We start from the raw sequence: 26172 nt of genomic DNA on the forward strand, positions 1-26172 counted from the left end.
CCATGGACGTCAAAGATGCGATGTTCCACTACACCTCGGCCCCGCATCGCTCGATGGACCAGTACACGACGTTCGTCTTCGACTCGGGGGACCACGAGCCACCGACGTTCGACGACGTCGTGGCCCACGTCGAGAGACGCGCTCGATTGGTTCCGAGACTGCAGATTCGCATCGGCGATGCGGTGGGTCTGTTGGAGTACCCACGTTGGATCAGGGACCCGACGCCGCCTCGTGACCACGTGGTCGACCACGATCTCTCCGACGGTCGTCACACGCTGAATTCGTTTCTGGCCGAACGCGCGTGCGTTCCGGTCGATGCGACGACACGGGCATGGACCGTGCACGTCGGCCGGGGCCTGTCGGGCGTCGACGGTATCCGCGGTGCGGCCACTGTCGTGATCGTTCAGGTCAGCCACGCATTGTCCGACGGGTCGGTCGGTACCCGCATCGTTCGCGCTCTCTTCGGACCGGACGAGCCGACCGACAACGTCACGTTCCCCGACGACCCTGCCGTCTCGCGTCCACGTCGCGTGCGAGATGCGGCCGTTGCGACGGCGCTCCTGCCCTACCGCTGGGCGCGGTCGCAGCGGCGGATGGGGCGGGCACAGCAGACGTATCTCGACGCCGTGCGGACCGGGGAGCTGTTTGCCCCCGCACCGGTCGAACCCACGCGCGTCAACGCCCATCCCGACGAAACAAGAGCGGTGCACGTCCTGCAGTTCCCGAAGTCGCAGTGGACAGGCGGGCCGGCCACCGTCACGGCTACCGCGCTCACCGCCGTCGGAGCGGCGTTGTCGGCGTATCTCGCTGCGCACGGAGAGAGGGTCGGCACCCGCATCCGCGCCACGGTGCCCACCGCGATCGGAACGTCGGCGGCCTGGCCTGCCGTCAACCGAACCGTCCCCGCTGCCGTCGATCTGCATCCCGAGCTCACCGACGCGTCCGACCGAGCATCGGCAGTGGCACACGCGCTGAACCTGCAGCGTGAACGTGTGAACGATCGCCGCCACATCGACGCCACCCGGTCGGCCGAGCTCTACCCCGCCGCTCTACTGCTCGGCTTCGGTCGCCGCGCCCGGCTCGTCGCCCCTCGCAGCGGTACGCCCGAGCGTGTCACCAGCCATACCGTGGTGACGAGCGTCAACCGAACCGGTCTGGACCTCGAGTTGGGGTCGAGCCGGGCCACCCTGTGCGCGGGGGTCGCGTCGCTGAGCCCGGGCTGCAGCATCACCCACGCCGTGTACGGATACGGGGACGTCGTCACCGTCTGTGTGACGGCCTGCCCGACGACGGTCCCCGATCACGCCGTGTATGCCGACCTGCTGCGTTCCGCAGTCGACGAGACCTGCGGTGCACTTCATGGGACGTCGACTACTGCAGTTCGACGATGAGCTCCACTTCCACCGACGCACCGAGCGGAAGTTCGGCGACACCCACGGCCGAGCGGGCGTGCTTGCCTGCGTCACCGAAAATCTCGCCGATGACGTTCGAGGCTCCGTTGACGACACCGGGCTGACCGGTGAAGCCCTCCGCGGAAGCGACGAAGCCGACGGCCTTGATCACGCGTGCGACCGAATCGATACCGACCAGCGCATGCACCGCGGCCAGCGCGTTCAACGCACAGATCCGCGCAGCTGCCGTGGCGTCCTCGGCCGACACGTCGGCACCCACCTTGCCCACGGACGTCAGGTTTCCGTCCACGATCGGCAGTTGACCGGAGGTGTAGACGAGCGAACCCACCTGTACGGCGGGGACGTACGCGGCCAGCGGCGGAACGACGTCGGGCAGCTCGATGCCCAGCTCGGAGAGGCGTTCGCTCCAGTTCGCCACGGCGTCAGCCCTTCGGACGCTTGAAGTACGCGACCAGTGTGTCGCCGCCGTTCGGTCCCGCCATGATCGTCACGAGCTCCCAGCCCTCGGAGCCGTAGTTGTCGAGAATCTGCTTGGTGGCGTGAATCAGCACCGGTGCGGTGAAGTACTCCCAGATGATCTTTTCGCTCATGACTCGAAGCCTATCGCCCACCGGAGTACGAGGGGTGCGTCACTGCGATCGGGTGATTCTCGGTTCTGTCGGACGACCGGCATCGCGTCTCTATATGGTCGAGGCGTGGGTACATCGAAGCAAGAGGGATGGCCGGCGAAGGCGGACGCCGCGCGGCTGCATTTCGTGTCCGGCAAGGGCGGTACCGGTAAGTCGACGGTCGCTGCCGCGCTGGCGTTGGCGCTGGCCGCGGGTGGCCGGCGAGTGTTGTTGGTGGAGGTCGAGGGCAGGCAGGGCATCGCGCAGCTGTTCGACGTGCCGCAGCTCCCGCCGGTGGAGACCCGCGTCGCCTCGGCGGACGGCGGCGGCGAGGTCTATGCGCTGGCGATCGACATCGAGACCGCGTTCCTCGAGTATCTCGACATGTTCTACAACCTCGGTTTCGCCGGCCGCGCGATGCGCAAGATCGGTGCCATCGAGTTCGCGACGACCATCGCGCCCGGCCTGCGTGACGTACTGCTGACCGGCAAGGTCAAGGAGTGCGTGGTGCGCACCGACAAGAAGGGCAACCGCGCGTACGACGAGGTGGTCGTCGACTCGCCGCCCACCGGCCGCATCGGAAACTTCCTCGACGTCACCAAGGCCATGGCCGACCTGGCCAAGGGCGGCCCGGTCCGCTCGCAGAGCGAGGGCGTGGTGCGGTTGCTGCATTCGTCGGACACCGTCGTGCACCTGGTCACCCTGCTCGAAGCATTGCCGGTGCAGGAGACGGCAGATGCGGTACGCGAGCTCGAAGCAGCCGACCTCCGCCTGGGCACGGTGATCGTCAACCGCACCGAGCCGACGTACCTGCCTGCCGACTCCCTCGAACCCATCGCCGAGGGCGAGATCGATGCCGTCGCAATTCAGGAGGGTCTGGCCAAGACCGGAATCACGTTGTCCGAGGCCGACTTCGCCGGTCTCCTGACCGAATCGATCGAGCACGCGTCGACGCTGTCCGCTCAGGTGGAGAGCGCAACACAACTCGACGAACTCGACGTCGCACGCATGACGCTGCCGATGTTGGCCGACGGCGTCGACCTCGGCGGCTTGTACGAGCTCGCCGCCACGCTCGCAGAACAGGGTGTCCGATGACTCGACCAGCAGCAACCGAACTCGACGTCGACCGCATCCTCACCGACCCCGCGTCACGAATCGTCGTGGTCTGCGGCGCAGGCGGTGTCGGGAAGACCACCACCGCAGCGGCGATGGCTCTGCGTGCCGCCGAACAGGGCAGGCGTGTCGTCGTGCTGACCATCGATCCGGCTCGCCGGCTGGCCCAGGCCCTCGGGCTCGGCGACCTCGACAACAGCCCGCAGCCGGTGAAATTGGGTGCCGACGCCAAGGGCGAACTGCACGCGATGATGCTGAACATGCGGCGCACGTTCGACGAGATGGTCATCGAACATTCGACGCCGGAAAAGGCGGCGCAGGTTCTGGCCAACCCGTTCTATCAGACTGTGGCGTCGTCCTTTTCGGGCACGCAGGAGTACATGGCGATGGAGAAGCTGGGGCAGCTGTCCCTCGACGCGTCGTGGGATCTGATCGTGGTGGACACTCCGCCGTCGCGCAACGCGTTGGATTTCCTCGACGCTCCGCAACGGCTCGGGTCGTTTCTCGACGGTCGTTTCATCCGGCTGTTGACCGCTCCCGGACGAGGAATCACCCGCGTCGTCACCAGCGCGATGAGCCTGGCGATGCGCGGCGTCTCGACCGTCATCGGCAGCCAAATGCTGTCCGACGCTTCGGCTTTCGTGCAATCGCTGGATTCGATGTTCGGCGGGTTCCGCGAACGCGCTACGCGCACATACCAATTGCTCCGCGAGGACGGCACCAGTTTCCTCGTCGTCGCTGCCGCCGAGCCCGACGCATTGCGCGAGGCCGCGTTCTTCGTCGAGCGACTCTCCGCCGAGAACATGCCGCTGGCCGGACTGGTGGTAAATCGGACGCATCCGACGTTGTCGTCGGTGCAGGCCGATCACGCGGCCACTGCCGCCGATCTCCTGGACAGAATCGACGACCCCGGTGCCGAACTGACTGCTGCGGTGCTGCGTATCCACGCTCAACGCGCGGTGACGGCGGCGCGCGAGGTGCGGTTGCTCAAACGCTTCACCGGCGCGCACCCCCGCGTGCCCATCGTCGGTGTTCCGTCCCTGCCGTTCGAGGTCTCCGACCTCGCCGCACTACGCGCGGTGGCCGACCAGCTGACCCGCAGAGGCTGATCGGCCGTTTCGGCAGGCGGTCAGATCGCCGCCTGCTGCTGACGCTGGGTCTCGAAGAATTCGGACCACGAGTCGACCTCGGGGTGCTGCTTGAGCAGTGCCCTGCGCTGACGCTCGGTCATGCCACCCCACACACCGAACTCGACGCGATTGTCGAGGGCATCCGCACCGCACTGCATCAGAACCGGGCAGTGCCGGCAAATGGTCGCGGCCTTGCGCTGCGCTGCACCCCGGACGAACAGCTGGTCCGGATCCGTGCCCTTGCACCGAGCGTGTGACACCCAAGCGATACGTGCTTCTGCTTCCTCTACATCGAGTCGCGTCGGCGCGGTTGTCGTGTGCATGGCGGATCCCCTTTACGTCTCGGTCGCCCTCACTGGGCGTCCTGGAGGCTCCGAGCAGTTTGTACCTCGGTGTCGAAGCACAAATTCTAGGAGCTGCCCCACATTCATTATCAAGTGTTATGCGAATCACACTGTGCTCATAATTTAGGTAAACCCGGCCCCGAATGCAAGACGGTGAGGTCACATTTCTGGTACGGGCGTCCCGAGCAGGGGCGCAGCGCACAACGCATGCGGGGCACTGCCGATCCGAACGAGGCACACGTACGCTGTGCTCTGTGTCAGTTGGAAAAACCGTGGCGAAGCTCGCCGGATGTTCAGCACTCGCCGGTGCATTGCTCGCCGGCGTGATGTTCCCCTTGGCCGGCGGGTTCGGGTTCGCGTCCAACCGCGCCGCCGATACCGTCGACAACGTCTCGGCCGAGTTGGTCGAGGGTGCCGTACCTGCTGTTTCGACGATGACCGACGTCAACGGCAACCCGATCGCGTGGCTGTACGAACAGCGCCGCTTCGAGGTACCGAGCGACAAGATCTCCAACGAGATGAAGCTGGCCATCGTCTCCATCGAGGACCGGCGCTTCGCGGAGCACCAGGGCGTCGACTGGCAGGGCACGCTGCGCGCGTTCCTGACCAACACCACCAGCGGCCAGGTCCAGCAGGGTGCATCGACCATCGACCAGCAGTACGTGAAGAACTACCAGCTGCTGGTCGTGGCGAAGACCGACGCCGAGCGACGCGCCGCCATCGAAACGACGCCCGCCCGCAAGATCCGCGAGATCCGGATGGCGTTGACCCTCGACAAGGAACTGACCAAGGACGAGATCCTCACCCGCTACCTCAACCTGGTGCCGTTCGGTAATGCCTCGTTCGGCATCCAGGACGCGGCTCAGACGTACTTCGGCATCGATGCCAGCCAGCTCAGCGCCGTCCAGGCCGCGATGCTCGCCGGCATGGTCCAGTCCAGCTCCGCCCTCAACCCGTACACCAACGAAGAGGGTGTGATCGAGCGCAGGAACACCGTGCTCGACACGATGATCCAGAACCTCCCCGAGCGTGCGGCCGAGCTCACGGCACTCAAGGCCGAGCCCCTCGGTGTGCTGCCCGTCCCTCAGACCCTGCCCCGCGGCTGTATTGCGGCAGGAGACCGAGGATTTTTCTGTGACTACGCGTTGCAGTACCTCGCTCAGGCCGGAATCAGCCAGGAGCAGATAGACAAGGGCGGGTATCTCATCCGCACGACGCTCGACCCCGCGGTCCAGAACTCCACCAAGGCCGCCCTGGTCAGCAACACCAGCCCCTCGCTCGACGGCGTGGCTACGGTGATGAACGTCGTCGCCCCGGGCCAGGACCAGCACCGCGTCCTGGCGATGGGCAGCAGCCGCACCTACGGCCTCAACGCCGACGCCGACGAGACCGTGCAGCCGCAACCGCACTCCCTCGTGGGCAACGGAGCCGGCTCCATTTTCAAGATCTTCACCACGGCCGCCGCCATGGAACGCGGACTGGGCACCAGCGCAACGCTGCAGGTCCCCAAGCGCGTGGAGGTCAAGGGCGTCGGCGACGGTGGTGCTCGGAACTGCCCGGCCTCCACCTACTGCGTGGAGAACGCGGGCAACTACCCACCCGCGCTGTCGATCACCGACGCGTTGGCTCAGTCCCCCAACACTGCTTTCGTCAAGCTGATCGAGTCCGTCGGCGTCACGCCGACGGTCGACATGGCCGTCCGTCTCGGCCTGCGCTCGTACACGGACCCGGGTTCCTCGGGTGCCGAGCAGTCGATGGCCGATTTCCAGAAGAGTCAGAACCTCGGGTCGTTCACCCTCGGACCCACCTGGGTGAACCCGCTGGAGCTGTCCAACGTGGCCGCGACCTTGGCTTCCGGCGGCAAATGGTGCCCGCCGACCCCGATCGACTCGATCTTCGACCGCGACGGCAAGCCCGTTCCCGTCGCTCACCAGGCCTGCGAGCAGGTCGTCGAACCCGGTCTGGCGAACACCCTCGCCAACGCTATGAGCAAGGACGACCAGGCAGGTGGCACGTCCGCGTCCGCCGCTGCCTCGGCCGGCTGGAACCTGCCGATGTCCGGCAAGACCGGTACCACCGAGTCGAACCGATCCTCGGGCTTCCTCGGGTTCACCAACAATTACGCCGCCGCCGTGTACACCTACGGCGACTCACCGACGCCCAGCGAGATCTGCTCGTTCCCGCTGCGGCCCTGCGGTTCGGGAAACCTGTACGGCGGTAACGAACCCGCGAGAACCTGGTTCGACGCGATGAGCCCGATCGCCACCAACTACGGGCCCGTCCAACTTCCACCGGTCGATCAGAAGTACGTCCGCGGCTCGGCCAACGGACAGGTACCCGACGTCACCGGCCAGAGCCAGTCGTCCGCGACGTCCACGCTGCAGGGTGCGGGCTTCCAGGTGACCGCGGTGACGACGGCCGATCAGGCTGCGCGCGGAACCGTGGTGTCGACGTCACCGTCGGGCAGTGCGGTTCCCGGATCGAACATCACGATCTACGTCAGTGACGGATCGGTTCGCCCGGCACCGGCTCCGGCCCCTGCCCTGCCGCCGGGTATCCAGATACCGGACCTGCCGCCGGGTATCCAGATACCGGCAATCCCCGGGCTCACCGCTCCTCGCTGAGCGGCTTCGCCGCATGTGAGTGGAACTTCGTAGTGGACTACGAGGTTCCACTCACATGGGTGGTCACAAACGGTCTTTGACGGCCTTCGACAGGCGAGATCCATCGGCCTTGCCGGCAGCGAGTCCCGAGGCGATCTTCATGACCTGACCCATCTGCTTCATGGCCGGTCGCTCGCCCAATTCTTCGGCGACCTGGGCGATGGCGGTATCGACGATGGTGGCCAATTCCTCGTCGGTCAGCGGAGTGGGCAGGTACTCGTTGATGATCTGCGCCTCGGCGTGCTCGTTGGCGGCGAGTTCACCGCGGCCGTTCTGCGTGTAGATCTCGGCCGATTCGCCGCGCTTCTTCGATTCCTTCGCCAGCACCTTCAGAACGTCGTCGTCGGTCAGTTCGTGGGCCTCCTTGCCGGAGACCTCCTCGGTCTGAATGGCGGCGAGGATCATGCGCAGCGTTGCCAGCCGGAGCTTGTCCTTCGCTTTCATCGCTGTGGTGAGGTCGGTTCGGATACGGGCCTTGAGTTCGGACATGGCAGAAACGCTACGCGGCCCAGCCGTCGGCTCGCGCGTCCATATCGGCTTGCTGCCGTATCGTGGACTGGGTGGCCGTTCACTTCAGTTCCTCGTTACTGCCAACCTCGGCGCAACTGCGCAGCGCTTCCACGCAACTGCGGTCGGTTGCCGAGCACACACGCGACGTCGTCAGAGCGGCACCGCTCAAGAGCTCGGTGATCGGGACGGCGGGTGCTGCGGCCTTGGGCATCGGCTACGCCACCCTCGTCGAGCGCAACGCGTTCACGCTCCGTGAGACGTCGATGGCGGTGCTAGAACCCGGCTCCGCGACGCTGCGAGTACTGCACATCAGCGACCTGCACATGATGCCGGGCCAGCGGATGAAGCAGAACTGGCTCCGCGAACTGGACCGCCTCGAACCCGACCTCGTGGTCAACACCGGCGACAATCTGTCGCACCAACGCGCCGTTCCCAGCGTCGTGCAGGCTCTTGGGCCCCTCTTGTCGCGGCCCGGGCTGTTCGTGTTCGGCAGCAACGACTACTTCGCGCCCAAGCCGAAGAACCCCTTCAAGTACTTCGACAAGAACCACAAGCGCACGACGGGCGAGTCGCTGCCGTGGCGTGATCTGCGGGCTGCGTTCTCCGAACGCGGCTGGCTCGACGTGACGCATGTGCGCCGCGAACTCGAGGTCGCCGGCGTCCGGATCGCATCGGCGGGCGTCGACGATCCGCACCTGAGGCGCGATCGCTACGACACCATCGCCGGCCAGCCGAACCCGTTGGCAGACCTACGCCTGGGAATCACGCATTCGCCGGAGCCGCGGGTATTGGACAAGTTCGCACAGGACGGTTACGACCTCGTCCTCGCCGGGCACACCCACGGCGGCCAGCTGTGCCTGCCGTTCTACGGTGCGCTGGTGACGAACTGCGAGATCGACCGTTCCCGGGTCAAGGGTCCGTCCAAGTGGGGCGCGCACACGCAGCTCCACGTGTCGGCCGGTCTCGGGACCTCGCCGTACGCGCCTGCCCGCTTCTGCTGCCGCCCCGAAGCAACCCTGATCACGCTCACTCCTGCCCCCAGAAAGGGCCCGAAGGACGTCTCCGACGAGGGCGTTTCGCGTTCTGAGGCAGTCGTGAGTTAGACTTCTCCAGCGGTACACGGGGTGTGGCGCAGCTTGGTAGCGCGCTTCGTTCGGGACGAAGAGGTCGTGGGTTCGAATCCCGCCACCCCGACAGTTGGACCACGAAAAGGGACCCACTCGATTCAGTCGAGCGGGTCCCTTTTCTTTGCCTGATCGGCGCTACTGTGAGGCATGCCGACCCCCACCCGCGTTCATGTCACCCATCGGTTCGCTTCGTCTCCCGACGTCGTCTTCGCGGCGCTGTCCGAACACGAGAACCTCGGCCCGTTGTTCCTGGCCAAGATCCGCCGGGTGCGCGACGGAGACACCTCCCGCAACGGCGTCGGATCGGCTCGTAGCCTGAAGCTGGGGCCACTCCCCGCGTTCGAGGAGACCACCACCGTCTCGGAGCCGAACACCCTCATCGAGTACCGCATCACCAAAGGTGGCCCGCTACGCGGTCATTGGGGTGTGCAGAAGCTGACCCCCACCACTGACGGCGGTACCGAACTCGACTACACAATTGGATTCGACGCCCCGATCCCCGGTCTCGCCGCGATCGTCGGCAAGGCACTGACGTCGAGCATCTCGAAGAACCTGCCGCGCTTGGCTCGGTAGCACTGCCGCACAACGACAAGACCCCGATCGATGGTCTCGATCGGGGTCTTCTCGTGTGTGCTCAGCTGGACGCAGCGCGCAGCTTCTCCAACAGTGGGCCGGCCGCCTCGGCCAGGAAGCGCTCCTGAGTTTCGTCGCCCACCTGCACCAGCGCGATGTCGGTGTAACCGGCCTCCCAGTACGGCTTCACGGCCTCGACGATGGCGTCCAGGTCCGGTCCGCACGGGATCGTGTCGGCCACATCCTCTTTCCTGACGAACTTCGTCGCACCGGCGAAACCGGCCGTCGTCGGCAGATCGGCGTTGACGGCCCAACCGCCGGCGAACCAGCGGAAACGGTCGTGTGCGCGATCGATGGCTGCGTCCTTGTCGGGGTCCCACGAAATGGGGATCTGGCCGATGGAGCGCGCCGGTCCCTCGTGGTTGTCCGACCACGCCTTGACGAGATCCGCATCCGGCTCAGTAGCGATGAGGTGATCGCCGTACTCGGCGAACCTCGCCACGGCCTTCTCGCCGCCGGCTGCGATGCCGATCGGGACGCCGCCCTTGGGCAGGTCCCAGATCCGAGCCGAGTCGACGCGAAAGTGCTTGCCCTCGTAGGTGACCAGGCCACCGGCGTGCAGTGCGCGGATGATCTCGAGTGCCTCGACGAACATGTCCTGTCGCTTGTCGATGGACGGCCAGCCTTCACCCACGACGTGCTCGTTGAGGTTCTCGCCGCTGCCCAGGCCCAGAGTGAAACGTCCGTCGGCCAGGATCTGCAATGTCGCGGCCTTCTGGGCGACAACGGCCGGGTGGTACCGGATGATCGGGCACGTCACGTACGTCATCAGCTCGACGCGCTGGGTGGCCTGCGCGACCGCACCCAAAGTGGTCCACGCGTAAGGAGAGTGGCCCATGGACGAGAGCCACGGCGAGTAGTGGTCACTGCTGACCTCGAAGTCGAAGCCGACCTTCTCGGCTCCAACGGCGTACTTCACCAGCTCTTTGGGACCGCTCTGCTCGGTCATCAACGTGTATCCGAAATTGGTCATGCTGTTCTCCTAAATTGTTGCGACGGAACCGGCGTCGACTCGGTAGTTGGATCCGTTGACGAAGGACGCGCGATCCGAGCACAGGAACGTGATCACCGAGGCCACTTCCTCGGGTTCGCCGCGGCGTCCCAGTTCCATGTACGGGCGCTCCTCGTCGAGGAAGCTCTCGATGGCACCGTCTCTGTCGGTGCCCTTCTCCTCGGCTCGCTTGTCCATCATCGCGTCGGTCATCGGGGTGTGAATGAATGCCGGGGAGACCGCGTTGACCAACAGGCCCTCCGACGCATAGCTGCGCGAAAGCCCCTTGGCCAGAGCCAGAACTCCGGCTTTGGCCGAGCAGTAGGGCAATTCGTCGTCGTACGGCTGCACGGCGTCCTCGGACGTCAACAGCACGATGCGCCCCCATCCACCGCGCCGGAGGGCGGGGAGAAACGCGCGCAGTAAGCGGACCGGGCCCATGAGGTCGATGTCGAGGGTGGAGCGCCACCCTTCCTCGTCGATCTCGTGGAACAGCCCCTGCGCGCCGGTGACGCCAGAGGACTGCACCAGAATGTCGATGTCGCCCACGGCCTGCTGCGTGCGCACTGCCAGGTTCTCGACGGCCTCGGTGTCGGTCACGTCCGCGGCGAACGCGAACAGCTGTCCCTCTGCTGCACCGAGTTTCGCGGCGGCCTCGTCCAACGAACTCTGGTCCTTGTCGCTGACGACCACCCGTACGCCCTCGGCCAGCAGCAGCTTCGCAGTGTGCCACCCGATGCCGGAGTCGGCTCCGGTCACCAGTGCGGCTCTACCGTCGATTCCCAAATCCATTCGATCCCACTTTGCGCTAGAGGTCGGTTGTCAGGCTGTGGCGTCGTGCGAACGGGCGATGGTCAACGCCGCATTCACCAGGGCCAGGTGGCTCAAGCCCTGCGGGAAGTTACCCAGAAACGACCCATCCGAAGCATCGATCATCTCGCTGTACAGCCCGACGTCGTTGGACATTTCCACCAACTGGTCCATCAGGGCCGTGGCCTCGTCGTCGCGGCCGACGCACGACAGCGCCGACACTCGCCAGAACGCGCAGGCCACGAACGTGACCTCCTCTTCGGACACTCCGCTGTAGCGGTACATCAACGGCCCGGCACCGAGCTCCTCGCCGAGCGCATCGATCGTGGCCGAAATACGTTCTCCGCGATCGAAATTCATCTCGGCTGCCAACAGCACCGACGCGTCGAGCCCGTCGGCACCCGGGTAAGCGAGGTAGGTCTGCCGCTCCTCGGACCAGCACTCGGTTTCGATGTACCGCCGTATGCACTCCTTCTCGGCCTTCCACCGATCCGGTATGCCCGGGATCTCCCCGGCTTCGGCCAGGTGCACCGCGCAGTCCAGCGCCTGCCAGCACCCCAGCTTCGAGCTCGTGTAGTGCTGCTCCACCTCGAGCTCCCAGATACCGGCATCCTTGCGCTGCCACGAGTCGCAGGCCTCGTCCGCGATGGTCGCCAACAGCCGACCGGTTTGCGCGTCGAGAATGTTGCCCGCGTCCACGTACTGCCGAATGATCGAGAACAGGTCTCCGAAGATCATCAGCTGGAGTTGGTCCGCCGCGGCGTTACCGTTGACCACCGGTCCGATGCCGCGCCAGCCGGGCACGTCGGGCTGCTCTGTGCCGCCCGGCAATTCGCCGCCGAGGGTGTAGAACACGTTCACCAACGGATCGTTGACTCGAATGACCTTCAGCAGCCACGCGACCGCCGCATGGATTTCCTCACGCAGACCGAACCGTTGCAGCGCCCGAATGGTGTACGCGGCGTCGCGAACCCAGGCGTACCGGTAGTCCCAGTTCTTGCCACCGGTGCGATTCTCGGGCAGTGACGTGGTCGCTGCCGCCGCGATAGCACCGGATGGGCTGTGCAGCAACAGCTTCAACGCCAACGCGCTACGAGCGACGTGCTTCGCCCACGGGCCCTCGTACGAGAACTCGTCCGACCAGACGCGCCAATTGTCGATGGTCCGGTCGATGCCCTCGTCGAGGTGTTGAGGATCCGGCAGCGGCAGTGGCTCGTTCTCGGTTCCGACCACACCGATGACGTGACGCGAACCCGAGCGCGTGGTGAAGACGGCGCTGATGTCGCGATCCGCGAGCTGCACGTCTTCGATCCCCAAAGTCCGGACTGCCAGCGTCAATCCGTCGACGCGCAGGACGGTTCCGTGCTCGGTGTCGTACGCCCACGGCGACGCGATACCGAGCATCGTGCCCGGTGCGACGGACCACGTCATGTCCACTGTTCCGTCCAGTCCGTCGATGCGGCGCGCCAACTCCACCCACGGCAATCGCCCGGCCACACCTGTGTTGAGCGAGTCGGTGATTCGGACCGTACCGCTGTCGGTGCGGAACGTGGTGGTCAGAACGTTTGTGCCGGGCACGAATTCGCGCTCGACGGTGAACTCGTCTCTGGGCGTCAGTTCGATGTAGCCACCGTGCGGGGCGTCGAGCAGCGAGGCGAACGGCGGTGGTGAATCGAGATTCGGTACCGGGAACCAATCGATGCGGCCGTCGTCGGCGATCATCGCGACGGTCCGGCCGTCACCGATCGCGCCGTAACTTTCGATGGGGACGTACCCGTCGACCCTCGGACAAGGCTTTCGGAAGTTGCTCAAGCACTTGCCTTGTCGGCAAGGATCGGGCTCTCGGCGAGGTGTTCCAGCAAATCGGCCGGGTCTTCGAACACTGCCACCGCACCCGCGTCGAGCAGCTCTGCGCGTGAGATACCGCCGCTCAACACGCCGATGGCCCGCACCCCTGCCCGGCCCGCGGATTCGATGTCCCACACGCTGTCTCCCACCATGATCGCGTGTTCGGCGTCGACGCCGGCGCGCTCGAGCGCAACACCGATGATGTCGGGCTCCGGCTTCGCCACCTCGGCGTCCTCGCCGGATGTCACCACCGCTACCGAATCCTCGACCTCGAGCAGATTACGCAACGTCGACAGCTCGGACTCCGGAGCGGACGTCGCGAGCACCACGGTGACCTCGCGAGTACTCAGCTCTGCCAACAGCTCCCGTGCACCCGGCAGAATTTCCAAGGTCTTCGACGCGGCCGCGTAATACTCCCCGTGCAGGGTTTTTGCTTCCTGCGCGAGCGCGCTGTCGGACGAACCGACCAACGCCTCCAGCAACTTCGACCCGTCCATCCCGATACTGCGATGAATGCGCCACGACGACACCTCGTGCCCGGCATCGCGGAACGCGCGGGACCACGCGTCAACGTGGACGTAATTGGAATCGACGAGCGTGCCGTCGATATCGAACAACACCGCGTCGACCTTCGGAGCACTTTCAGACATGGGCGTACGAATACCCATGGGCTGTACACGCAAACAAAACGGGCCCCTCACCACCGGTGAGGGGCCCGCATCGAATTCAGGTTTTCAGCTGGCCTGGGCCTGCCACATCCAGTGCAGCTGCTCGAGCCGAGCAGTGATGGCGATGAGCAGGTCCTGCGTCACCGGGTCGGCTTCCGCGGTATCGGCAACGCGTCCACGCAGCCGATCGACGACGGCAGCGATGTTGTCGACGATGGCCGGCACCACTTCGCTGTCCTGGGTCCACCCGGCACCGAATCCCTTGGTTCCTGCCGTCGAGGAGACGGTGGCTGCCCGGCCGTCCGGGCTGACACCGATCGCGGTGGCGCGCTCGGCCGCCTGATCGGTGAATTCACGTGCAGCAGTGACCAATTCGTCGAGCTCGAGATGCACGGACCGGAAGTTCTTGCCGATCACGTTCCAGTGCGCCTGCTTCGCGATGAGCGAGAGATCGATCAGGTCGACGACGGTGCCCTGCAGAGCGTCGCCCGCGATCTTCTGCTGACCTGCGTCGAGGGTGCTGGTGATGGGGTTCGTCATGATATGGCCTCCCTGCCGTTGTACGACGGTGTGCATCGCACGCCATTATTGTGCTTCCGTCTGTATTGCACAACGGCGGCACTGCGCCGGTTGTTCCGGGATCGGCGTCGTTGTGACGCCGATCCCAGGAACGACCGAGTCAGACCTTGGCGGCCTCGTCGGCAGGATCGTCGATCGCGCCGGCACCGGTGGTGGGAGCGGTCTCGTTCTGCTGCGACCGAACACCTTCCTCGACCTTCTTGCCGAGCTCGGGGTCGACGTTGGTCCAGTACTCGAATACCCGGCTCAGAACCGGCTCGCTGACGCCGTTGAGGACGTGTCCGACGATGTTCCCGACCAGACGCTCGCGCTGCGCATCGTCCATGACCTCGCGGACCAGGGCTCCCGCTTGCACGAAGTCGCCGTCCTCGGGGTGCTCGATGTAGCCGGTGCGGACGAAGCGAGGCTCGAAATCCCACGCTCCGTCGTCGCCGTACTTGTTCGTGTCCGCCGACGGACCGCCGAAGGAGTTCGGCGCGTAGACGGGCGTCTCCGGAGAGTTGAACGAGTACCGCATGTTGCCGTCCTTGGAGTACGAGTTGACCTCGGACTTCGGGGCGTTGACCGGCAACTGCGCGTAGTTCGCTCCGATGCGGTACCGGTGCGCGTCCGCGTAGGAGAACACGCGGCCGAGCAACATCTTGTCGGGGCTGAAGCCGATGCCGGGCACGGTGTTGGACGGCTCGAACGAGCTCTGCTCGATCTGAGCGAAGAAGTTCTCCGGGTTGCGGTTCAAGGTCATCTTGCCGACCTCGATGAGCGGGTAGTCCTTCTGCGACCAGACCTTGGTGAGGTCGAACGGGTTGTACTTGTAGTTCTCGGCCTCGTCGTACGGCATGAGCTGGACCTTGAGGGTCCAACTGGGGAAGTCGCCGTTTTTGATGGACCCGAACAGATCCTGACGGTGGTGGTCGGGTGACGTACCCGCAACCTCGTCGGCCTTGTCCTGCGTCAGGAAATCGATGCCCTGATCGGTCTTGAAGTGGAACTTCACCCAGGTCTTCGTGCCGTCCTCGGCGATGAGCTGGTACGTGTGCGAACCGAAACCGTCCATGTGGCGGAACGACTTCGGGATGCCGCGGTCACCCATGAGCCACGTGACCTGGTGCGCCGACTCGGGCGAGAGGGTCCAGAAGTCCCACTGCATGTTGTTGTCACGCAGACCGGAATCGGGCATGCGCTTCTGGCTGCGGATGAAGTCCTGGAACTTGATCGGATCCTTGACGAAAAAGATCGGCGTGTTGTTGCCGACGAGGTCCCAGTTGCCTTCCTCGGTGTAGAACTTCAACGAGAAGCCGCGCGGATCACGCCAGGTGTCGGGGCTACCCTGCTCGCCGGCGACGGTGGAGAACCGTGCCAGCATCTCGGTCTTCGCGCCGGGCTGCAACGCCTTCGCCTTGGTGTACTTGCTGATGTCACCGGTGATCTCGAGCTCGCCGAACGCGCCCGCGCCCTTGGCATGCACGACGCGCTCCGGGACTCGCTCGCGGTTGAACTGCGCCATCTTTTCGATCAGGTAGTGATCGTGCAGCAGGATCGGGCCCTGTGCGCCGGCGGTGAGCGACTGATCGTCGCTGGCTACGGGGATTCCCGAGTTGCTGGTGGTGGGCTTGCTGGTGGTCGGCTTGGTCATACGAAGCCTCCTGATGGCTGTAGAGAGTCCGAGAGGGCTGTCCCGGACGAAATCTGTGCGGCCGAGGGCGCGGCCGGATTCTCATGGGGAATGCCCGTACTCACGCGGCATAAACCCTCGAGCTCGACCACCAGCATGCCATCAATCTGTACTAAGTCAAGAAAAGGATTGCCGTCACGGCACCAGCCGCGCTTCGCCCGTCCGCATCGAACCCGACACGATCTGCAACCCGAAATACGTGCCCGACGGCATCCAGCGATCGAGCGTCGGCCCCGACGCATCCACCTCCACCCGGGCCAACCTGGCTTTCCCCTTCAAGCTCGCGACGCCCAGAGCCGATCCGCCGGGCACCGGCTGCGCGAACCCGATCGATCCGCGCATCGGAAATGCGGGCCCGAAGCCGCGGGAGCCGGTCCGCACCGACCAGTCCCCACCGCTGACCCCGGCCTTGTTCAGCACGTCGCCGTCGAACTCGGCCAGCACCTTGGGCAGATGCCAGTTGGTCCTACCGCCGTGCACCGACGTCGCCGAATCGACGGCGATGAACGGCACCGACATCCGCGGAATCTTTCCGACGTCCCGGCGCAACACCGGGCTCGCCAGTATCTCGCGGTAGGGACCGACGGGTGACGTCATGTAGTCGACGACCATGCACATCGTGATCGGCAACGTCTTCGCGCCGGCAGGCGCGAAATCCGACGACCGGGCGCGATGCCACCAGATCGTGGCCCGGACGTTCGCCGGCCACGGCGCTGCGGGGCTGACCGGCCAATCGGTGCGCTCGGTCTCCGACTCGGCGACGCTCCACATCAGGAGTCCCTCCCCACGACGGTCAGCGGCAGGCGCAGCGCGCCCGGCGCGGTCACCGGCACCACCGGGTTGGACGGTTGAACCGGTGCCACCTCGACATAACCCGAGCCGACGGCAGGCCTACGGTCCGGCTCACCCTTGTTGGGCCACAACGCCATTGCCCGCTCGGCCTGCGCGGTGATGGTCAGAGACGGATTGACGCCGAGGTTGGCGCTGACGGCAGACCCGTCGAGCACGTGCAAGCCCTCGTACCCGTACACCCGCTGGTAGCCGTCGATCACACCGGTGTTCGGTGAATCACCGATGGCGCAGCCGCCGAGGAAGTGCGCGGTCATCGGAATGTTGACGATCTCGGCGATCGACCCGCCCGGATCGCCGCCGATCTTGTCGGCGAGCAACCTGATGGCCGTGTGCCCCTGCGGAATCCACTGCGGCGGCGGATCGCCCGCCCCGGGCCGACTCGTCAGTCGACGCCCGAACGGCCCCTTCTTCGAGCCCAGCTCGAGGGAGTTGTCGTCGGTCTGCATCACCAGAGCGATGACGGTGCGTTCGGACCACCTGTGGACCGACAGACTGCGGGCCGCCGCGCCGGGGTGACGCAGCGCCACTCCGAGCGTCTTGAGAATCCGCGGCACCTTGCCGCCGCCGTCACTGAGAACGGTTTGCAGCAGCCCGATCGCGTTGCTGCCCTTGCCGTATCGCACCGGTTCGATGTGCGTGTGATCGTCCGGGTGGAACGACGAGGTGATCGCCACTCCCTCGTGGTAGTCGACCTCGCGTCCGCGCGCCGTTGCGGCCAGTACGGCCTCGGAGTTGGTACGTACCAACGAACCGATCTTGTTCGACAGCCGCGGCAACGAGCCCTTCTCCTTCGCGGCGAGCATGAGCTTCTGCGTTCCGTAGGTGCCGGCCGAGAAGACCACCTGATCGGCGGTGATCGTCTTCTCCTTGCGGCGCAGCTTGCCGCCGGTGCGGCGCGTCACGACGTCGTAGCCGCTGCCGTTCGGGCGGACGTCCACGACGGTCGTCAGCGGAAGGATGTGTGCGCCTGCACGTTCGGCGAGATACAGGTAATTCTTGACGAGGGTGTTCTTCGCGCCGACGCGGCAACCCGTCATGCACGAACCACACTCGGTGCACCCGGTCCGCTCGGGACCGGCACCACCGAAGAACGGGTCGGGTGCGGTCTTGCCACGGTCACCGAAGTAGACGCCCACCGGAGTCGAGGTGAACGTGTCGCCCACGCCCATGTCCTCGGCGACCTCCTTCATGACCTTGTCCGAGGCAGTGATCGTCGGGTTCGTCTCGACCCCGAGCATCCGACGCGCCTGGTCGTAGTACGGATTCAGCTCACGCTTCCAGTCCGTGATGGCACCCCACTGCGGGTCCTCGAAGAACTTCGTCGGCGGCTGGTACAGCGTGTTGGCGTAGTTGAGCGAGCCTCCGCCGACGCCTGCCCCCGCCATCACCAGCACGTCGGGCAACAGATGGATACGTTGGACGCCGTAGCAGCCGAGCGCCGGAGCCCACAGGTACTTACGCAAACGCCAACTGGTCTTGGGCAATTCGTGATCGGCGAACCGTCGGCCGGATTCCAGCACCGCCACCCGGTAGCCCTTCTCGACGGCCCGCAGCGCGGCAACGCTTCCGCCGAACCCGGAGCCGATGATCAGTACGTCGTAGTCGCTCATGCGGAAACCGCCTTCTTGTCTGATTCACGGGTGTCGGAGACGAGTCGGTAATTCGAGGTGTCGAACGTTCGCGTCTTGTTGCGGAACCGGAACGTGTACGTGGGCCACATCGTCGAGTTACGTCCGTTGGCGTCGAGGTACCAGCTCGAGCAGCCGCCGGCATTCCAGACTGTGCCGTCGAGAGAAGAGTCGACCCACGAGTTGTGCTGCTGCTGAGCGGATTCGGACACCTCGACGGCGGTTGCCCGGTGGTCCCGCATCTCACTGAGCGCCGAGACGACGTAATTGGCCTGCGACTCGAGCATGTAGACGATCGAACTGTGCCCGAGATTGGTGTTGGGGCCGTACATCAGGAAGAGGTTCGGGAACCCGGCGACGGTGGTGCCCAGGTGGGCCTGCGGGCTACCGCCCCAGCGCTCCGCGAGAGTACGACCATCGCTGCCGCGCAACAAGTGCGACACCGGCGGTTCGGTCGGGGTGAACCCCGTCGCGAAGATGATGGTGTCCACCTCGTAGTTGCGGCCCGACGCGTCGACGACGCCGTTCTCGGTCACCGACGTCAGGCCCGATGTCACCAAGTCGACGTCTTGTCGATCCAGCGTCCGCAGCCAATCATTGGACAGCAGAAGACGTTTGCAGCCGGGTGCGTAGTCGGGTGTGAGGGCCGCCCTCTTCGTCGGGTTCTTGACCTGACGCTTCAGATTGGCCTTCGCGAATGCCTTGACGGCGGGCAACATCCACGGGTTGTCGGCCAGCACGGTCACGTATGCCTCGCGGTACCCGTAGATGATGCCGCGAACCGCGCGATGAGCCGCGGGGACCTTCTCGTACAGAGTCCGCTCGACCCGGCCGATGGTGCGGTCCAGACGTGGGATCACCCAGGCGGGTGTGCGCTGAAAGACGGTGAGCCGCTGGGCCTTGTCGACGATCTCGGGCACGAACTGCACCGCCGACGCTCCAGTGCCGATCACGGCGACGCGCTCCCCGGTGAGATCGTGCTCGTGGATCCACGTCGCGGAGTGGAACACCGTTCCCTGGAATGTGTCGATGCCCGGCACGTCGGGGATCTTCGGCGTCGACAGTGCGCCGGTGGCAGCTATGAGAACTCTGACGCTCGCCGCGCCCTTCGAGGTCTGCACGGTCCACCGCTGGTCCGTGTCACTCCAATCGGCCGACAGCAGTTCGCAATCGGTGACGATGCGATCCCGCAGGTTCAGCCGCTCGACCACCGATTGGAGGTAGTCGAACAGCTCCGGTTGGCGCGCGAAGGTGTGACTCCACTTCGGGCTCGGCGCGAACGAGAACGAGTACAGCGACGTCGGGACATCGCACGCACACCCGGGGTAAGTGTTGTCCCGCCATGTGCCGCCCACCTCCGACGCTCGCTCGATGACGGTCACGTCGGCACTCGGATCGGCGGCGAGGATCTTCGCCACCGCGGCGAGGCCGGCAAAACCGGCTCCGACGACGAGCACGTCGACTTGTTGGGGCAGTGCAGAATTCACGAGTCCATCACCTTTTCGGACCAGACGGGGAGGAGCCGTCCGCGCAGCTGCGCGTCGGCTTCGGGGGTACGGAACAGAGCCGATACAGCGAGCCCGCGTGCCAGCTCGACGCTGAGCTCGATGGACTCGGTGGACATGCGGCTACCCATGACGATCTGAGCGCCGCTCTGGATGGCCTCGGCGACGCGGCGCTCGAGCGGAACCATTGCCTCGTGCAGAGCCGGATCGGTACGTGCCGCGACCCACAGCTCGAGCGCGGCATAGAACAGCGGGCCCGAGAACGCGTCGACGAGGATCTCGGGTCCGCGTTCCGGATCGGGCTCGGCTTCCAAGATTTCGGACAGGCGGCGGTCGACGAGATGCTCGACGGCAGCGGTCACCAACGTCTCCTTGGTCGGGAAGTGGTGCAGCTGCGCTCCACGGGATACTCCGGCACGCCGCGCGATCTCCTGCGTGCTGGTCTTCGAGAAACCCAGCTCGACGAGGCACTCGATGGCTGCATCGAGCAACTTTGCGCGGGTCCCCGCGGTGCGTTCGGCCTGCGTGCGGCGCGGGGTCGGCCCGCCGTCGCTGAGCTCTGTGTCGGTAGTCACACTTCGCACAGTAGCGTCAAAACAACAAACAGTCCAGCCTGACTTTAAGTTTTGTCACAACTGCGCTCATCACTCCGATCTCGAACGAAGACCCCGCCATCGCGAGAGCCAATCGTCGCGCGGATATCGGGCACACCCACGTTCCAGGGGGGCGGGCACGTCTCACGTCGACGGAAGAGATCCACCGTGACCGGCAATTCGGTGCGTCCCCAGGACGCACTTCAAACGAATGATCCTCGTTCGACGGACTCCGGATTAGGAAAGGCACCGTGGCGGCGTTCGTCGCGAATGCGCACGCGCTCCGCGACGTGGAACCCGGGACCGAGGCTCACGACGAACTGATCGCGACGCTGAAAGAGCTGGCACCGCAGCTGGCGGCAATCGGAGTGTTCGAGCCACGGGACCCGCAGATCGCCCACCTGGTGGACGTCGCGACTCACACCGACTGACCGACAGTTTGTGCCGACTCGCCGCGGGCAATACCCCGGCCATGGCTCTCCACTCGCACGGCCGCTTCGAGTACTCCCCCATCGTCGATCGGCCTCGGTTCGAGTGGCCGGGCGGCGCACGTCTCGCGGTGTACGTCGCGGTCAACTGCGAGCACTTTCCGTACGACGACGGGCAGCCCGGCCTTGGTTACACGCCCGCGATGGACCAACCCAACACGTACAACTGGGGCTGGCGTGAATACGGCAATCGCGTCGGCGGCTTCCGCATCGCAGAGACATTGCAGCAGTGCGGAATTCGGCCGACACTGCTGGTCAACACCGAGGTGTACGAGCACGCCCCGCAGCTGACCGCGGCGTTCCGAGCACTCGACGCCGAGGTCGTCGCACACGGCCGAACGAACGCAGTGCAACCGAACGATCAAGACGAGGACACCGAACGTCGCTCCATCGAGGATGTCACCGCCGCGATCGAACGACACGAGGGAGCACCGCCCCGAGGATGGATGAGCCCCGGCGCCAACCCGAGCCGCGCCACCGAGGACCTCCTCGCGGAGCGCGGTTACCAGTACACCTTGGACTGGCCCGTCGACGACCAACCTGTGTGGCTACAGACCCGCGGCGGCCCGCTGCTCAGCGTCCCGTATCCCCATGAGATGAACGACCTGCCGATGTTCGTCCATCACCATCAGACCGCAGAAGCGTTCGAGCACAACATCATCGGAAGCTTCGACGAGCTGAAGGAGAACTCGGCAAGGCAACCGGTGGTGCTCGCGATCTCCGTGCACACCTTCCTGACGGGACAGCCCTACCGACTGCGACGGTTCCGTGCTGCACTCGAGCACCTGACCGCCAACAACGACGGCGTCTGGTTCACCACCCCCGGCGACATCGCGGCGCACTACCGCACGGTTGTACCTCCCGTCCGATAGATCGGCTGGACCGCTGTCGGCGTGGAGTCAGGCTGCTCGTTGTTTTCGTCGGTGGTAGCTGGGGAGGGGTTCCTGTCTGGGGTCGACGGATTCGGGTGGGATGGCGTACGGGTGTCCGTCGTCGCCCATGATGAGCTGCCAGTCGCCGTGGTGGACGAGGCGGTGGCATTCTCCGCAGACGAGCGCGAGGTTGTCGATGTCGGTGGGGCCGCCGTGTTCCCAGAATCTGATGTGGTGGGCTTGGCACCACTGTGCGGGGCGGCCGCACATGACGCAGCAGGTGTCGCGGATGGTCAGGGCGATGCGTTGGTCGTCGGAGGCGAGTCTGGTGGTTCGTCCGAGCGCGAGTGGTACGCCGTGGTGGTCGACGATGACGGGGGTCAGGTCGGCGTCGCAGGTGACCAGCTCGGCGAGGAAGCGACTGATGGGCCCGGTCCAGTCGAGGTGGAACGGCCAGTCCGCGTCGCCCGGCTCGGGGACACATTTCTGCACGGCACCACCACATCCGGATGCCGCTTCGCCGTGAGCAGCGATATCCCCTCGGGCCACTCCATCCGGACGCGAGCCGTTGCTGTCGCCGCCGTTCGAGGAGCTCCCCGCGCCCGTACCGGTGTCGCCCGATTCGGTTGCGGTGCTACCCGATTGCTTGTTGCCGCCGTGGGCGAGCAAGTCCCGCAGGGGGACGATCAGGTGTACCGACGCCCGCGACCCGCCCGCCGACCCACGAGTGCCGCCGCGGAGGTGTCGGTCGAGGATCTGATCGAGTGCATCGGCCCGGCGCTTCGACGGGCTACGTGGATCGCGTTCACCACCGGGACCTGGTCGCGGTGCCGTCAACGGCGACAGAGCGGTGAGAAGCTTCTCGGCGAGCAACCGGTCGATGTCGCCACCGAACTGGAAGCGGCCGTTGGCCAGAGCATGCAGGTCGAATCGGTTCAGGTCCGGGTTTTCCGACACCGGTCGCGGTGCAGGCGTCGGCGGAACAGGCTCGGGCGCAGGCGGTTCCGGATCTGGCAGCCTGCCGGTAGAGGTCGCAGCATCATCGCTGCGCCGCTCCTGATCGTGACGCTCTCGTTCCCGCTGTTCCTGCTCTCGGCGTTGCTTCTCGGCTTTCGCGTGTCGCGCTCGGGCGTCGTCCGCGGCCGCATGCGCCAAAGCCTGCGCGCGGGAGGTCACCTGGCCGGCGGTGCTGCGCATCGCGGTGTCGAGCAATTCGTCGACAATTCCTTCGCGGCGGACCTGATCCAACGTCGGGTCGGCCACCACCACGACGTCGTATCCCTCGGCGATGGCGGCGGCGTGCGCGGCATGGATGCGACCATCGGCGAGGGCGTCGAGCACGGTGGGGTGATCGAACAGCCAGTACCCCAGTGCGTTCTGGCGGGCGGCGGATCCGTCGGTGATCCGTATCGATCGGGCGTACCAGCGGGTGACGGACGAGTGCCCGAGTTTCATCGCCAAGCCACGTCGGTCGATCTCGGCGAGCAACGTCAATCTCTGTGCTGCGAGAGCGTTTTCGAGTGAGATGACGTCAGCAAGCTCGGAGACCAACTCCTGGTCCCCGAGCCCGAACACATCCCCCCATGTCTTCACCCCACGAAAGCTATACCCACCCACCGACAGACTTTTTCGATGACTCCGCTACAGCGCGCGCATGCTGTTGTTCCGCGCATTGTGGGTGAGCTCTGCAAGGCCGAGCTCTTCGAGTAGCGGTGGCAGATACATGCCGAAGCGGCCGCGGTATCCGTTCCTGAGCCCGTACCAACCACCGACCGGGTTGTCCGGCGAGCGTCCCCACGCTTCGACCGTGTCCGGCGCAGCCGGCTTCTTCTCGTCAGCGGCACCGAGCAATACCCAGTCGCCACGTTCGGTGAGCCAACCGTGCAGGTCTTCGATTGCCTCGATGCGGTATCGAAGAGTCGTCGACCCCACCTGGCACACGAGGGCAGGTGGCTCGTGGTCGGGATCACGGTACATGGTGTACGCCGAGGTGCCGGGGGCGGTGGTGAGAGCCCACGGGTCGGATTTCGTTCCGCTGGTCATGGCCTGGGTCCGTTCAGTTGTCGCAGTCAGCCGACGGGCAGAAAGACCGACCGAGCACGGTGATTGCCTTACACGGCACGGTCAGTGTGGGCCGACCTGACGGCGAATACAACCAACTCTCGACCCGGGACAGGTTCGGGGTCGTGCGTCACGGAGCGACGGTGCGGTACCGCAGCATCATTTCGTGGTCCTCGTGGTCGAGCATGTGGCAGTGCCACATGTACCCCTGCAGTTCGGACGGACCCGCAGCCGGCATGTCGTGACCGCTCATGTCGTGACCGCCGTGGTGTGCGGCCGGTCCCGCGAATGTGGCGTCGGGATCGAAGCCGAGTTCGTCGGCCGTCGGGAATCGAACGAGGATCTGGGTAACGGTGCCCGGGTACGTGTTGACGGTGTCTTTCCACCCGGCTTCCCAGGTGGCCGGCGGCACCGAGGGTCCGGTGAGGAACTTCTCCACCGGCGGAGCCCATTTGGTGCCGAACGTCGGCCGGGGGAAGTCGCGTTGGTACGCCGCGAGGTCGATGGGGATACGCCCCAGCGTCCGGAAGTGCGCCAGGTGCAGGTGAATTGGGTGCGGCTCCACCGTCGTGTTGACGATGTTCCACATCTCCACGGTGCCCTGCTTGGGCATCTCGATGTCCGGGTCGGAGTACCGCAGGTTGTTCAAGTTCATCAGCGTCATGTCGAGGTTCAGCCCACCGGAGGGCTGGTTGACGGTAACGGTGCGCGTGAAGGTGGGTGTCGGCAACGCGGGCAACAGATCCGGCTGCCCCTTTCCGCCGCGCAGCAACGACGGCATCCCGCCCCGGAACCCCGCCGCGGACGCGACGCGGAACTGGCAGAACATCGGCATCGGGACGGCTCCGAGGGACGCGGCCTGCGCGGGCGGAGGCTCGTCGTTCAGCAGCTCGACGAGGGCACCTGCCTCGACGGCTCCGAAGTCGACGAGGATGTCGGCACGCTCGGCGGGCGCGAGCCGGATGCTGGTGGTCTCCACCGGTGCGTCGAGCAATCCACCGTCGTTTCCGATGACCCAGAATCGTAACTTGTTGGTGAAGAAGAGGTTCCACACGCTGTACGACCCGGCGTTGACGAGCCGCAGCCGGTACATGCCCCGGGCCACTTCCATCGTCGGCCAGATCTTGCCGTTGACGACGCCGACGTCGCCGGTACCGCCGCCCTCCCACTTACCCTGCGGCACAGTGATATTGGAGCGGATACTCATGCTGCCGTCTGGATTCATGATCTTTTCCTGCAGCACCAACGGCAACTCGAATTCGCCCGAGGGCAGACCGAGGGCGTTGTCGGATGTGCCGGTGTCCCACCGATCACGGACGAGGTTCATCCCGAGCAGGCCCGCGTAGACGTTGATGCGCGTCATCGACATAGCGTGGTCGTGGTACCACAGCCCGGCAGCATCATTGAGCCCGGAAAAATTGTGAGTCATCGACTCGCCCGGACGCACCAGCATCTCGGAGTGCCCGTCACTGGCCGGTTCGGTGATACTGCCGTGGAAGTGCAGCGCCGTCGGCGTCATCGTGCGATCCATCTCGCTCATGCCGTGCAGCGAGGTGTCGACGTCTGCGGCGAGTGGGTTGCCTGCGGTGGTGTTGGAGTACTTCAGCGTCCACGGCTGGCCCTGCTGCGATTCGATGGTGGGCCCGAGGTAGTCGCACTGGCCGTAGCCGAACGTAGGCGCGGGCCTGAGATCGGCGTGGAACGAGTGGGTGGCGCTGTGCGCGTCGAGGGAGATCTCGGTACCGCTGATCAGCGGCAACCGAGGTAGCTCGTCACGGAACGGCGTCAGCGGCGGCGAATGGAACAGCAGTGGGCTCTGCCCACGGAGGAAGTCGTCGGCCAGTGCTCGACGCGTCGTCGACGCCACGGGTATCGCTGCTGCTCCGGCTGCCACTGCGGCCGCCGCCAGCCCACGTAGGGCGGTGCGTCTGGACACGGAGCCGCTCACCCGGCCACCTTCCTCCTGGTTGTGATGGGGCCCATACTATGTGCTGGTCGGCTCCCGCCGTCACCCCACACTCGGATCGTCCGGCACGTTCCTGCCGGTGGAGGGATCTATTTCGTC

Annotated in this window: 25 protein-coding genes and 1 tRNA gene; 9 read left to right on the plus strand and 17 right to left on the minus strand. The window is 65.6% G+C overall.

The window, feature by feature from the left end; translation table 11 throughout:
* Nucleotides 1–2 precede the first annotated feature (2 nt).
* Nucleotides 3–1391: a wax ester/triacylglycerol synthase domain-containing protein gene (locus tag CH278_RS22945; protein WP_256991903.1), complete on the plus strand. Its 1389-nt coding sequence runs from the start codon at nt 3–5 to the stop codon at nt 1389–1391.
* Here the strand turns inward: CH278_RS22945 and CH278_RS22950 are convergent.
* Nucleotides 1372–1830 carry a RidA family protein gene (locus CH278_RS22950; RefSeq protein ID WP_027494498.1) on the minus strand — a complete coding sequence of 153 codons (459 nt, stop codon included), beginning with the start codon at nt 1828–1830 and terminating at the stop codon, nt 1372–1374. The two genes, CH278_RS22945 and CH278_RS22950, sit on opposite strands and share 20 nt — an antisense overlap.
* Nucleotides 1831–1834: 4 nt before the next feature.
* On the minus strand, nt 1835–2002 hold the full coding sequence (locus tag CH278_RS22955) for a DUF4177 domain-containing protein (RefSeq protein ID WP_072691993.1): 168 nt from the start codon (nt 2000–2002) through the stop codon (nt 1835–1837).
* A 105-nt stretch (nt 2003–2107) separates the two neighbouring features.
* Between CH278_RS22955 and CH278_RS22960 the strand changes: the two genes are divergently transcribed.
* Together CH278_RS22960 and CH278_RS22965 are read left to right on the plus strand one after the other, a co-directional pair.
* A complete protein-coding gene (locus CH278_RS22960; protein WP_027494499.1) occupies nt 2108–3115 on the plus strand; it encodes an ArsA-related P-loop ATPase in 1008 nt (335 codons plus the stop codon).
* Nucleotides 3112–4242: an ArsA family ATPase gene (locus CH278_RS22965; protein ID WP_027494500.1), complete on the plus strand. Its 1131-nt coding sequence runs from the start codon at nt 3112–3114 to the stop codon at nt 4240–4242. The genes CH278_RS22960 and CH278_RS22965 overlap by 4 nt, the downstream gene beginning before the upstream one ends.
* 20 nt (nt 4243–4262) lie before the next feature.
* Here CH278_RS22965 and CH278_RS22970 read toward each other — a convergent pair whose 3' ends face one another.
* Nucleotides 4263–4586, minus strand: a complete 324-nt coding sequence (locus CH278_RS22970; RefSeq protein ID WP_008712729.1) for a WhiB family transcriptional regulator — start codon at nt 4584–4586, stop codon at nt 4263–4265.
* A gap of 293 nt (nt 4587–4879) precedes the next feature.
* On the opposite strand from CH278_RS22970, the gene CH278_RS22975 reads away from it, so the two are divergent.
* Complete coding sequence (locus CH278_RS22975) at nt 4880–7231, plus strand: penicillin-binding protein (RefSeq protein WP_094622959.1); 2352 nt, start codon at nt 4880–4882, stop codon at nt 7229–7231.
* Between the two features lie 63 nt (nt 7232–7294).
* On the opposite strand, the gene CH278_RS22980 is transcribed toward CH278_RS22975, so the two are convergent.
* Nucleotides 7295–7759 carry a GatB/YqeY domain-containing protein gene (locus CH278_RS22980; RefSeq protein WP_027494503.1) on the minus strand — a complete coding sequence of 155 codons (465 nt, stop codon included), beginning with the start codon at nt 7757–7759 and terminating at the stop codon, nt 7295–7297.
* Nucleotides 7760–7956: 197 nt separating this feature from the next.
* On the opposite strand from CH278_RS22980, the gene CH278_RS22985 reads away from it, so the two are divergent.
* The 3 genes from CH278_RS22985 to CH278_RS22995 all read left to right on the plus strand — a co-directional run bounded on the left by CH278_RS22985 (nt 7957) and on the right by CH278_RS22995 (nt 9480).
* Nucleotides 7957–8883 carry a metallophosphoesterase gene (locus CH278_RS22985; RefSeq protein WP_256991901.1) on the plus strand — a complete coding sequence of 309 codons (927 nt, stop codon included), beginning with the start codon at nt 7957–7959 and terminating at the stop codon, nt 8881–8883.
* A gap of 17 nt (nt 8884–8900) precedes the next feature.
* Nucleotides 8901–8974, plus strand: a tRNA-Pro gene (locus tag CH278_RS22990).
* An 80-nt stretch (nt 8975–9054) separates the two neighbouring features.
* A complete protein-coding gene (locus tag CH278_RS22995; RefSeq protein ID WP_027494505.1) occupies nt 9055–9480 on the plus strand; it encodes an SRPBCC family protein in 426 nt (141 codons plus the stop codon).
* A gap of 61 nt (nt 9481–9541) precedes the next feature.
* Here the strand turns inward: CH278_RS22995 and CH278_RS23000 are convergent, their stop codons facing one another.
* The 10 genes from CH278_RS23000 to CH278_RS23045 all read right to left on the minus strand — a co-directional run bounded on the left by CH278_RS23000 (nt 9542) and on the right by CH278_RS23045 (nt 20677).
* On the minus strand, nt 9542–10513 hold the full coding sequence (locus CH278_RS23000; protein ID WP_094622888.1) for an LLM class F420-dependent oxidoreductase: 972 nt from the start codon (nt 10511–10513) through the stop codon (nt 9542–9544).
* A 9-nt stretch (nt 10514–10522) separates the two neighbouring features.
* Complete coding sequence (locus CH278_RS23005) at nt 10523–11323, minus strand: SDR family NAD(P)-dependent oxidoreductase (protein WP_027494507.1); 801 nt, start codon at nt 11321–11323, stop codon at nt 10523–10525.
* A gap of 30 nt (nt 11324–11353) precedes the next feature.
* Complete coding sequence (locus tag CH278_RS23010; protein WP_094622889.1) at nt 11354–13153, minus strand: glycoside hydrolase family 15 protein; 1800 nt, start codon at nt 13151–13153, stop codon at nt 11354–11356.
* Complete coding sequence (locus CH278_RS23015; protein WP_094622890.1) at nt 13150–13839, minus strand: HAD family hydrolase; 690 nt, start codon at nt 13837–13839, stop codon at nt 13150–13152. Before CH278_RS23015 ends, CH278_RS23010 begins: the two co-directional genes overlap by 4 nt.
* An 84-nt stretch (nt 13840–13923) precedes the next feature.
* Nucleotides 13924–14397, minus strand: coding sequence for a Dps family protein (locus CH278_RS23020; protein ID WP_027494510.1), 474 nt, complete (start codon nt 14395–14397; stop codon nt 13924–13926).
* Between the two features lie 139 nt (nt 14398–14536).
* Nucleotides 14537–16069 carry a catalase gene (locus CH278_RS23025; RefSeq protein WP_027494511.1) on the minus strand — a complete coding sequence of 511 codons (1533 nt, stop codon included), beginning with the start codon at nt 16067–16069 and terminating at the stop codon, nt 14537–14539.
* 174 nt (nt 16070–16243) lie between these two features.
* On the minus strand, nt 16244–16879 hold the full coding sequence (locus CH278_RS23030; protein WP_027494512.1) for a hypothetical protein: 636 nt from the start codon (nt 16877–16879) through the stop codon (nt 16244–16246).
* Nucleotides 16879–18570 carry a GMC oxidoreductase gene (locus CH278_RS23035; protein ID WP_032373786.1) on the minus strand — a complete coding sequence of 564 codons (1692 nt, stop codon included), beginning with the start codon at nt 18568–18570 and terminating at the stop codon, nt 16879–16881. The genes CH278_RS23030 and CH278_RS23035 overlap by 1 nt, the downstream gene beginning before the upstream one ends.
* A complete protein-coding gene (locus CH278_RS23040; protein ID WP_236254030.1) occupies nt 18567–20075 on the minus strand; it encodes a flavin-containing monooxygenase in 1509 nt (502 codons plus the stop codon). The genes CH278_RS23035 and CH278_RS23040 overlap by 4 nt, the downstream gene beginning before the upstream one ends.
* Complete coding sequence (locus CH278_RS23045) at nt 20072–20677, minus strand: TetR/AcrR family transcriptional regulator (protein ID WP_373557343.1); 606 nt, start codon at nt 20675–20677, stop codon at nt 20072–20074. Before CH278_RS23045 ends, CH278_RS23040 begins: the two co-directional genes overlap by 4 nt.
* Before the next feature lie 260 nt (nt 20678–20937).
* Here CH278_RS23045 and CH278_RS23050 point away from each other — a divergent pair, with 260 nt between their 5' ends.
* Together CH278_RS23050 and CH278_RS23055 are read left to right on the plus strand one after the other, a co-directional pair.
* Entirely contained in the window at nt 20938–21117 is a 180-nt protein-coding gene (locus CH278_RS23050; protein WP_027494516.1) for a hypothetical protein, read from the plus strand.
* Nucleotides 21118–21158: 41 nt separating this feature from the next.
* Nucleotides 21159–22046 (plus strand): polysaccharide deacetylase family protein, encoded by an 888-nt coding sequence (locus CH278_RS23055; RefSeq protein WP_094622892.1) that lies wholly within the window; start codon nt 21159–21161, stop codon nt 22044–22046.
* Between the two features lie 27 nt (nt 22047–22073).
* On the opposite strand, the gene CH278_RS23060 is transcribed toward CH278_RS23055, so the two are convergent.
* The 3 genes from CH278_RS23060 to CH278_RS23070 all read right to left on the minus strand — a co-directional run bounded on the left by CH278_RS23060 (nt 22074) and on the right by CH278_RS23070 (nt 26055).
* Nucleotides 22074–23639, minus strand: coding sequence for an HNH endonuclease signature motif containing protein (locus CH278_RS23060; protein ID WP_256991881.1), 1566 nt, complete (start codon nt 23637–23639; stop codon nt 22074–22076).
* 48 nt (nt 23640–23687) lie between these two features.
* On the minus strand, nt 23688–24089 hold the full coding sequence (locus CH278_RS23065; protein ID WP_032385994.1) for a DUF6855 family protein: 402 nt from the start codon (nt 24087–24089) through the stop codon (nt 23688–23690).
* A 148-nt stretch (nt 24090–24237) separates the two neighbouring features.
* Nucleotides 24238–26055 carry a multicopper oxidase family protein gene (locus CH278_RS23070; protein ID WP_094622894.1) on the minus strand — a complete coding sequence of 606 codons (1818 nt, stop codon included), beginning with the start codon at nt 26053–26055 and terminating at the stop codon, nt 24238–24240.
* Nucleotides 26056–26172: the final 117 nt, after the last annotated feature.

The sequence above is a fragment of the Rhodococcus sp. 05-2254-5 genome (genome assembly GCF_002258575.1).
Lineage (GTDB): Bacteria > Actinomycetota > Actinomycetes > Mycobacteriales > Mycobacteriaceae > Rhodococcoides > Rhodococcoides fascians.

Excerpts from the sequence above, each read along its gene's own strand:
- CH278_RS22945 (WP_256991903.1), top strand. The coding sequence starts at position 3 with ATGGACGTCAAAGATGCGATGTTCCACTACACCTCGGCCCCGCATCGC.
- CH278_RS22955 (WP_072691993.1), bottom strand. The coding sequence starts at position 2,002 with ATGAGCGAAAAGATCATCTGGGAGTACTTCACCGCACCGGTGCTGATT.
- CH278_RS22965 (WP_027494500.1), top strand. The coding sequence starts at position 3,112 with ATGACTCGACCAGCAGCAACCGAACTCGACGTCGACCGCATCCTCACC.
- CH278_RS22970 (WP_008712729.1), bottom strand. The coding sequence starts at position 4,586 with ATGCACACGACAACCGCGCCGACGCGACTCGATGTAGAGGAAGCAGAA.
- CH278_RS22980 (WP_027494503.1), bottom strand. The coding sequence starts at position 7,759 with ATGTCCGAACTCAAGGCCCGTATCCGAACCGACCTCACCACAGCGATG.
- CH278_RS22995 (WP_027494505.1), top strand. The coding sequence starts at position 9,055 with ATGCCGACCCCCACCCGCGTTCATGTCACCCATCGGTTCGCTTCGTCT.
- CH278_RS23000 (WP_094622888.1), bottom strand. The coding sequence starts at position 10,513 with ATGACCAATTTCGGATACACGTTGATGACCGAGCAGAGCGGTCCCAAA.
- CH278_RS23005 (WP_027494507.1), bottom strand. The coding sequence starts at position 11,323 with ATGGATTTGGGAATCGACGGTAGAGCCGCACTGGTGACCGGAGCCGAC.
- CH278_RS23015 (WP_094622890.1), bottom strand. The coding sequence starts at position 13,839 with ATGTCTGAAAGTGCTCCGAAGGTCGACGCGGTGTTGTTCGATATCGAC.
- CH278_RS23020 (WP_027494510.1), bottom strand. The coding sequence starts at position 14,397 with ATGACGAACCCCATCACCAGCACCCTCGACGCAGGTCAGCAGAAGATC.
- CH278_RS23025 (WP_027494511.1), bottom strand. The coding sequence starts at position 16,069 with ATGACCAAGCCGACCACCAGCAAGCCCACCACCAGCAACTCGGGAATC.
- CH278_RS23030 (WP_027494512.1), bottom strand. The coding sequence starts at position 16,879 with ATGTGGAGCGTCGCCGAGTCGGAGACCGAGCGCACCGATTGGCCGGTC.
- CH278_RS23035 (WP_032373786.1), bottom strand. The coding sequence starts at position 18,570 with ATGAGCGACTACGACGTACTGATCATCGGCTCCGGGTTCGGCGGAAGC.
- CH278_RS23055 (WP_094622892.1), top strand. The coding sequence starts at position 21,159 with ATGGCTCTCCACTCGCACGGCCGCTTCGAGTACTCCCCCATCGTCGAT.
- CH278_RS23065 (WP_032385994.1), bottom strand. The coding sequence starts at position 24,089 with ATGACCAGCGGAACGAAATCCGACCCGTGGGCTCTCACCACCGCCCCC.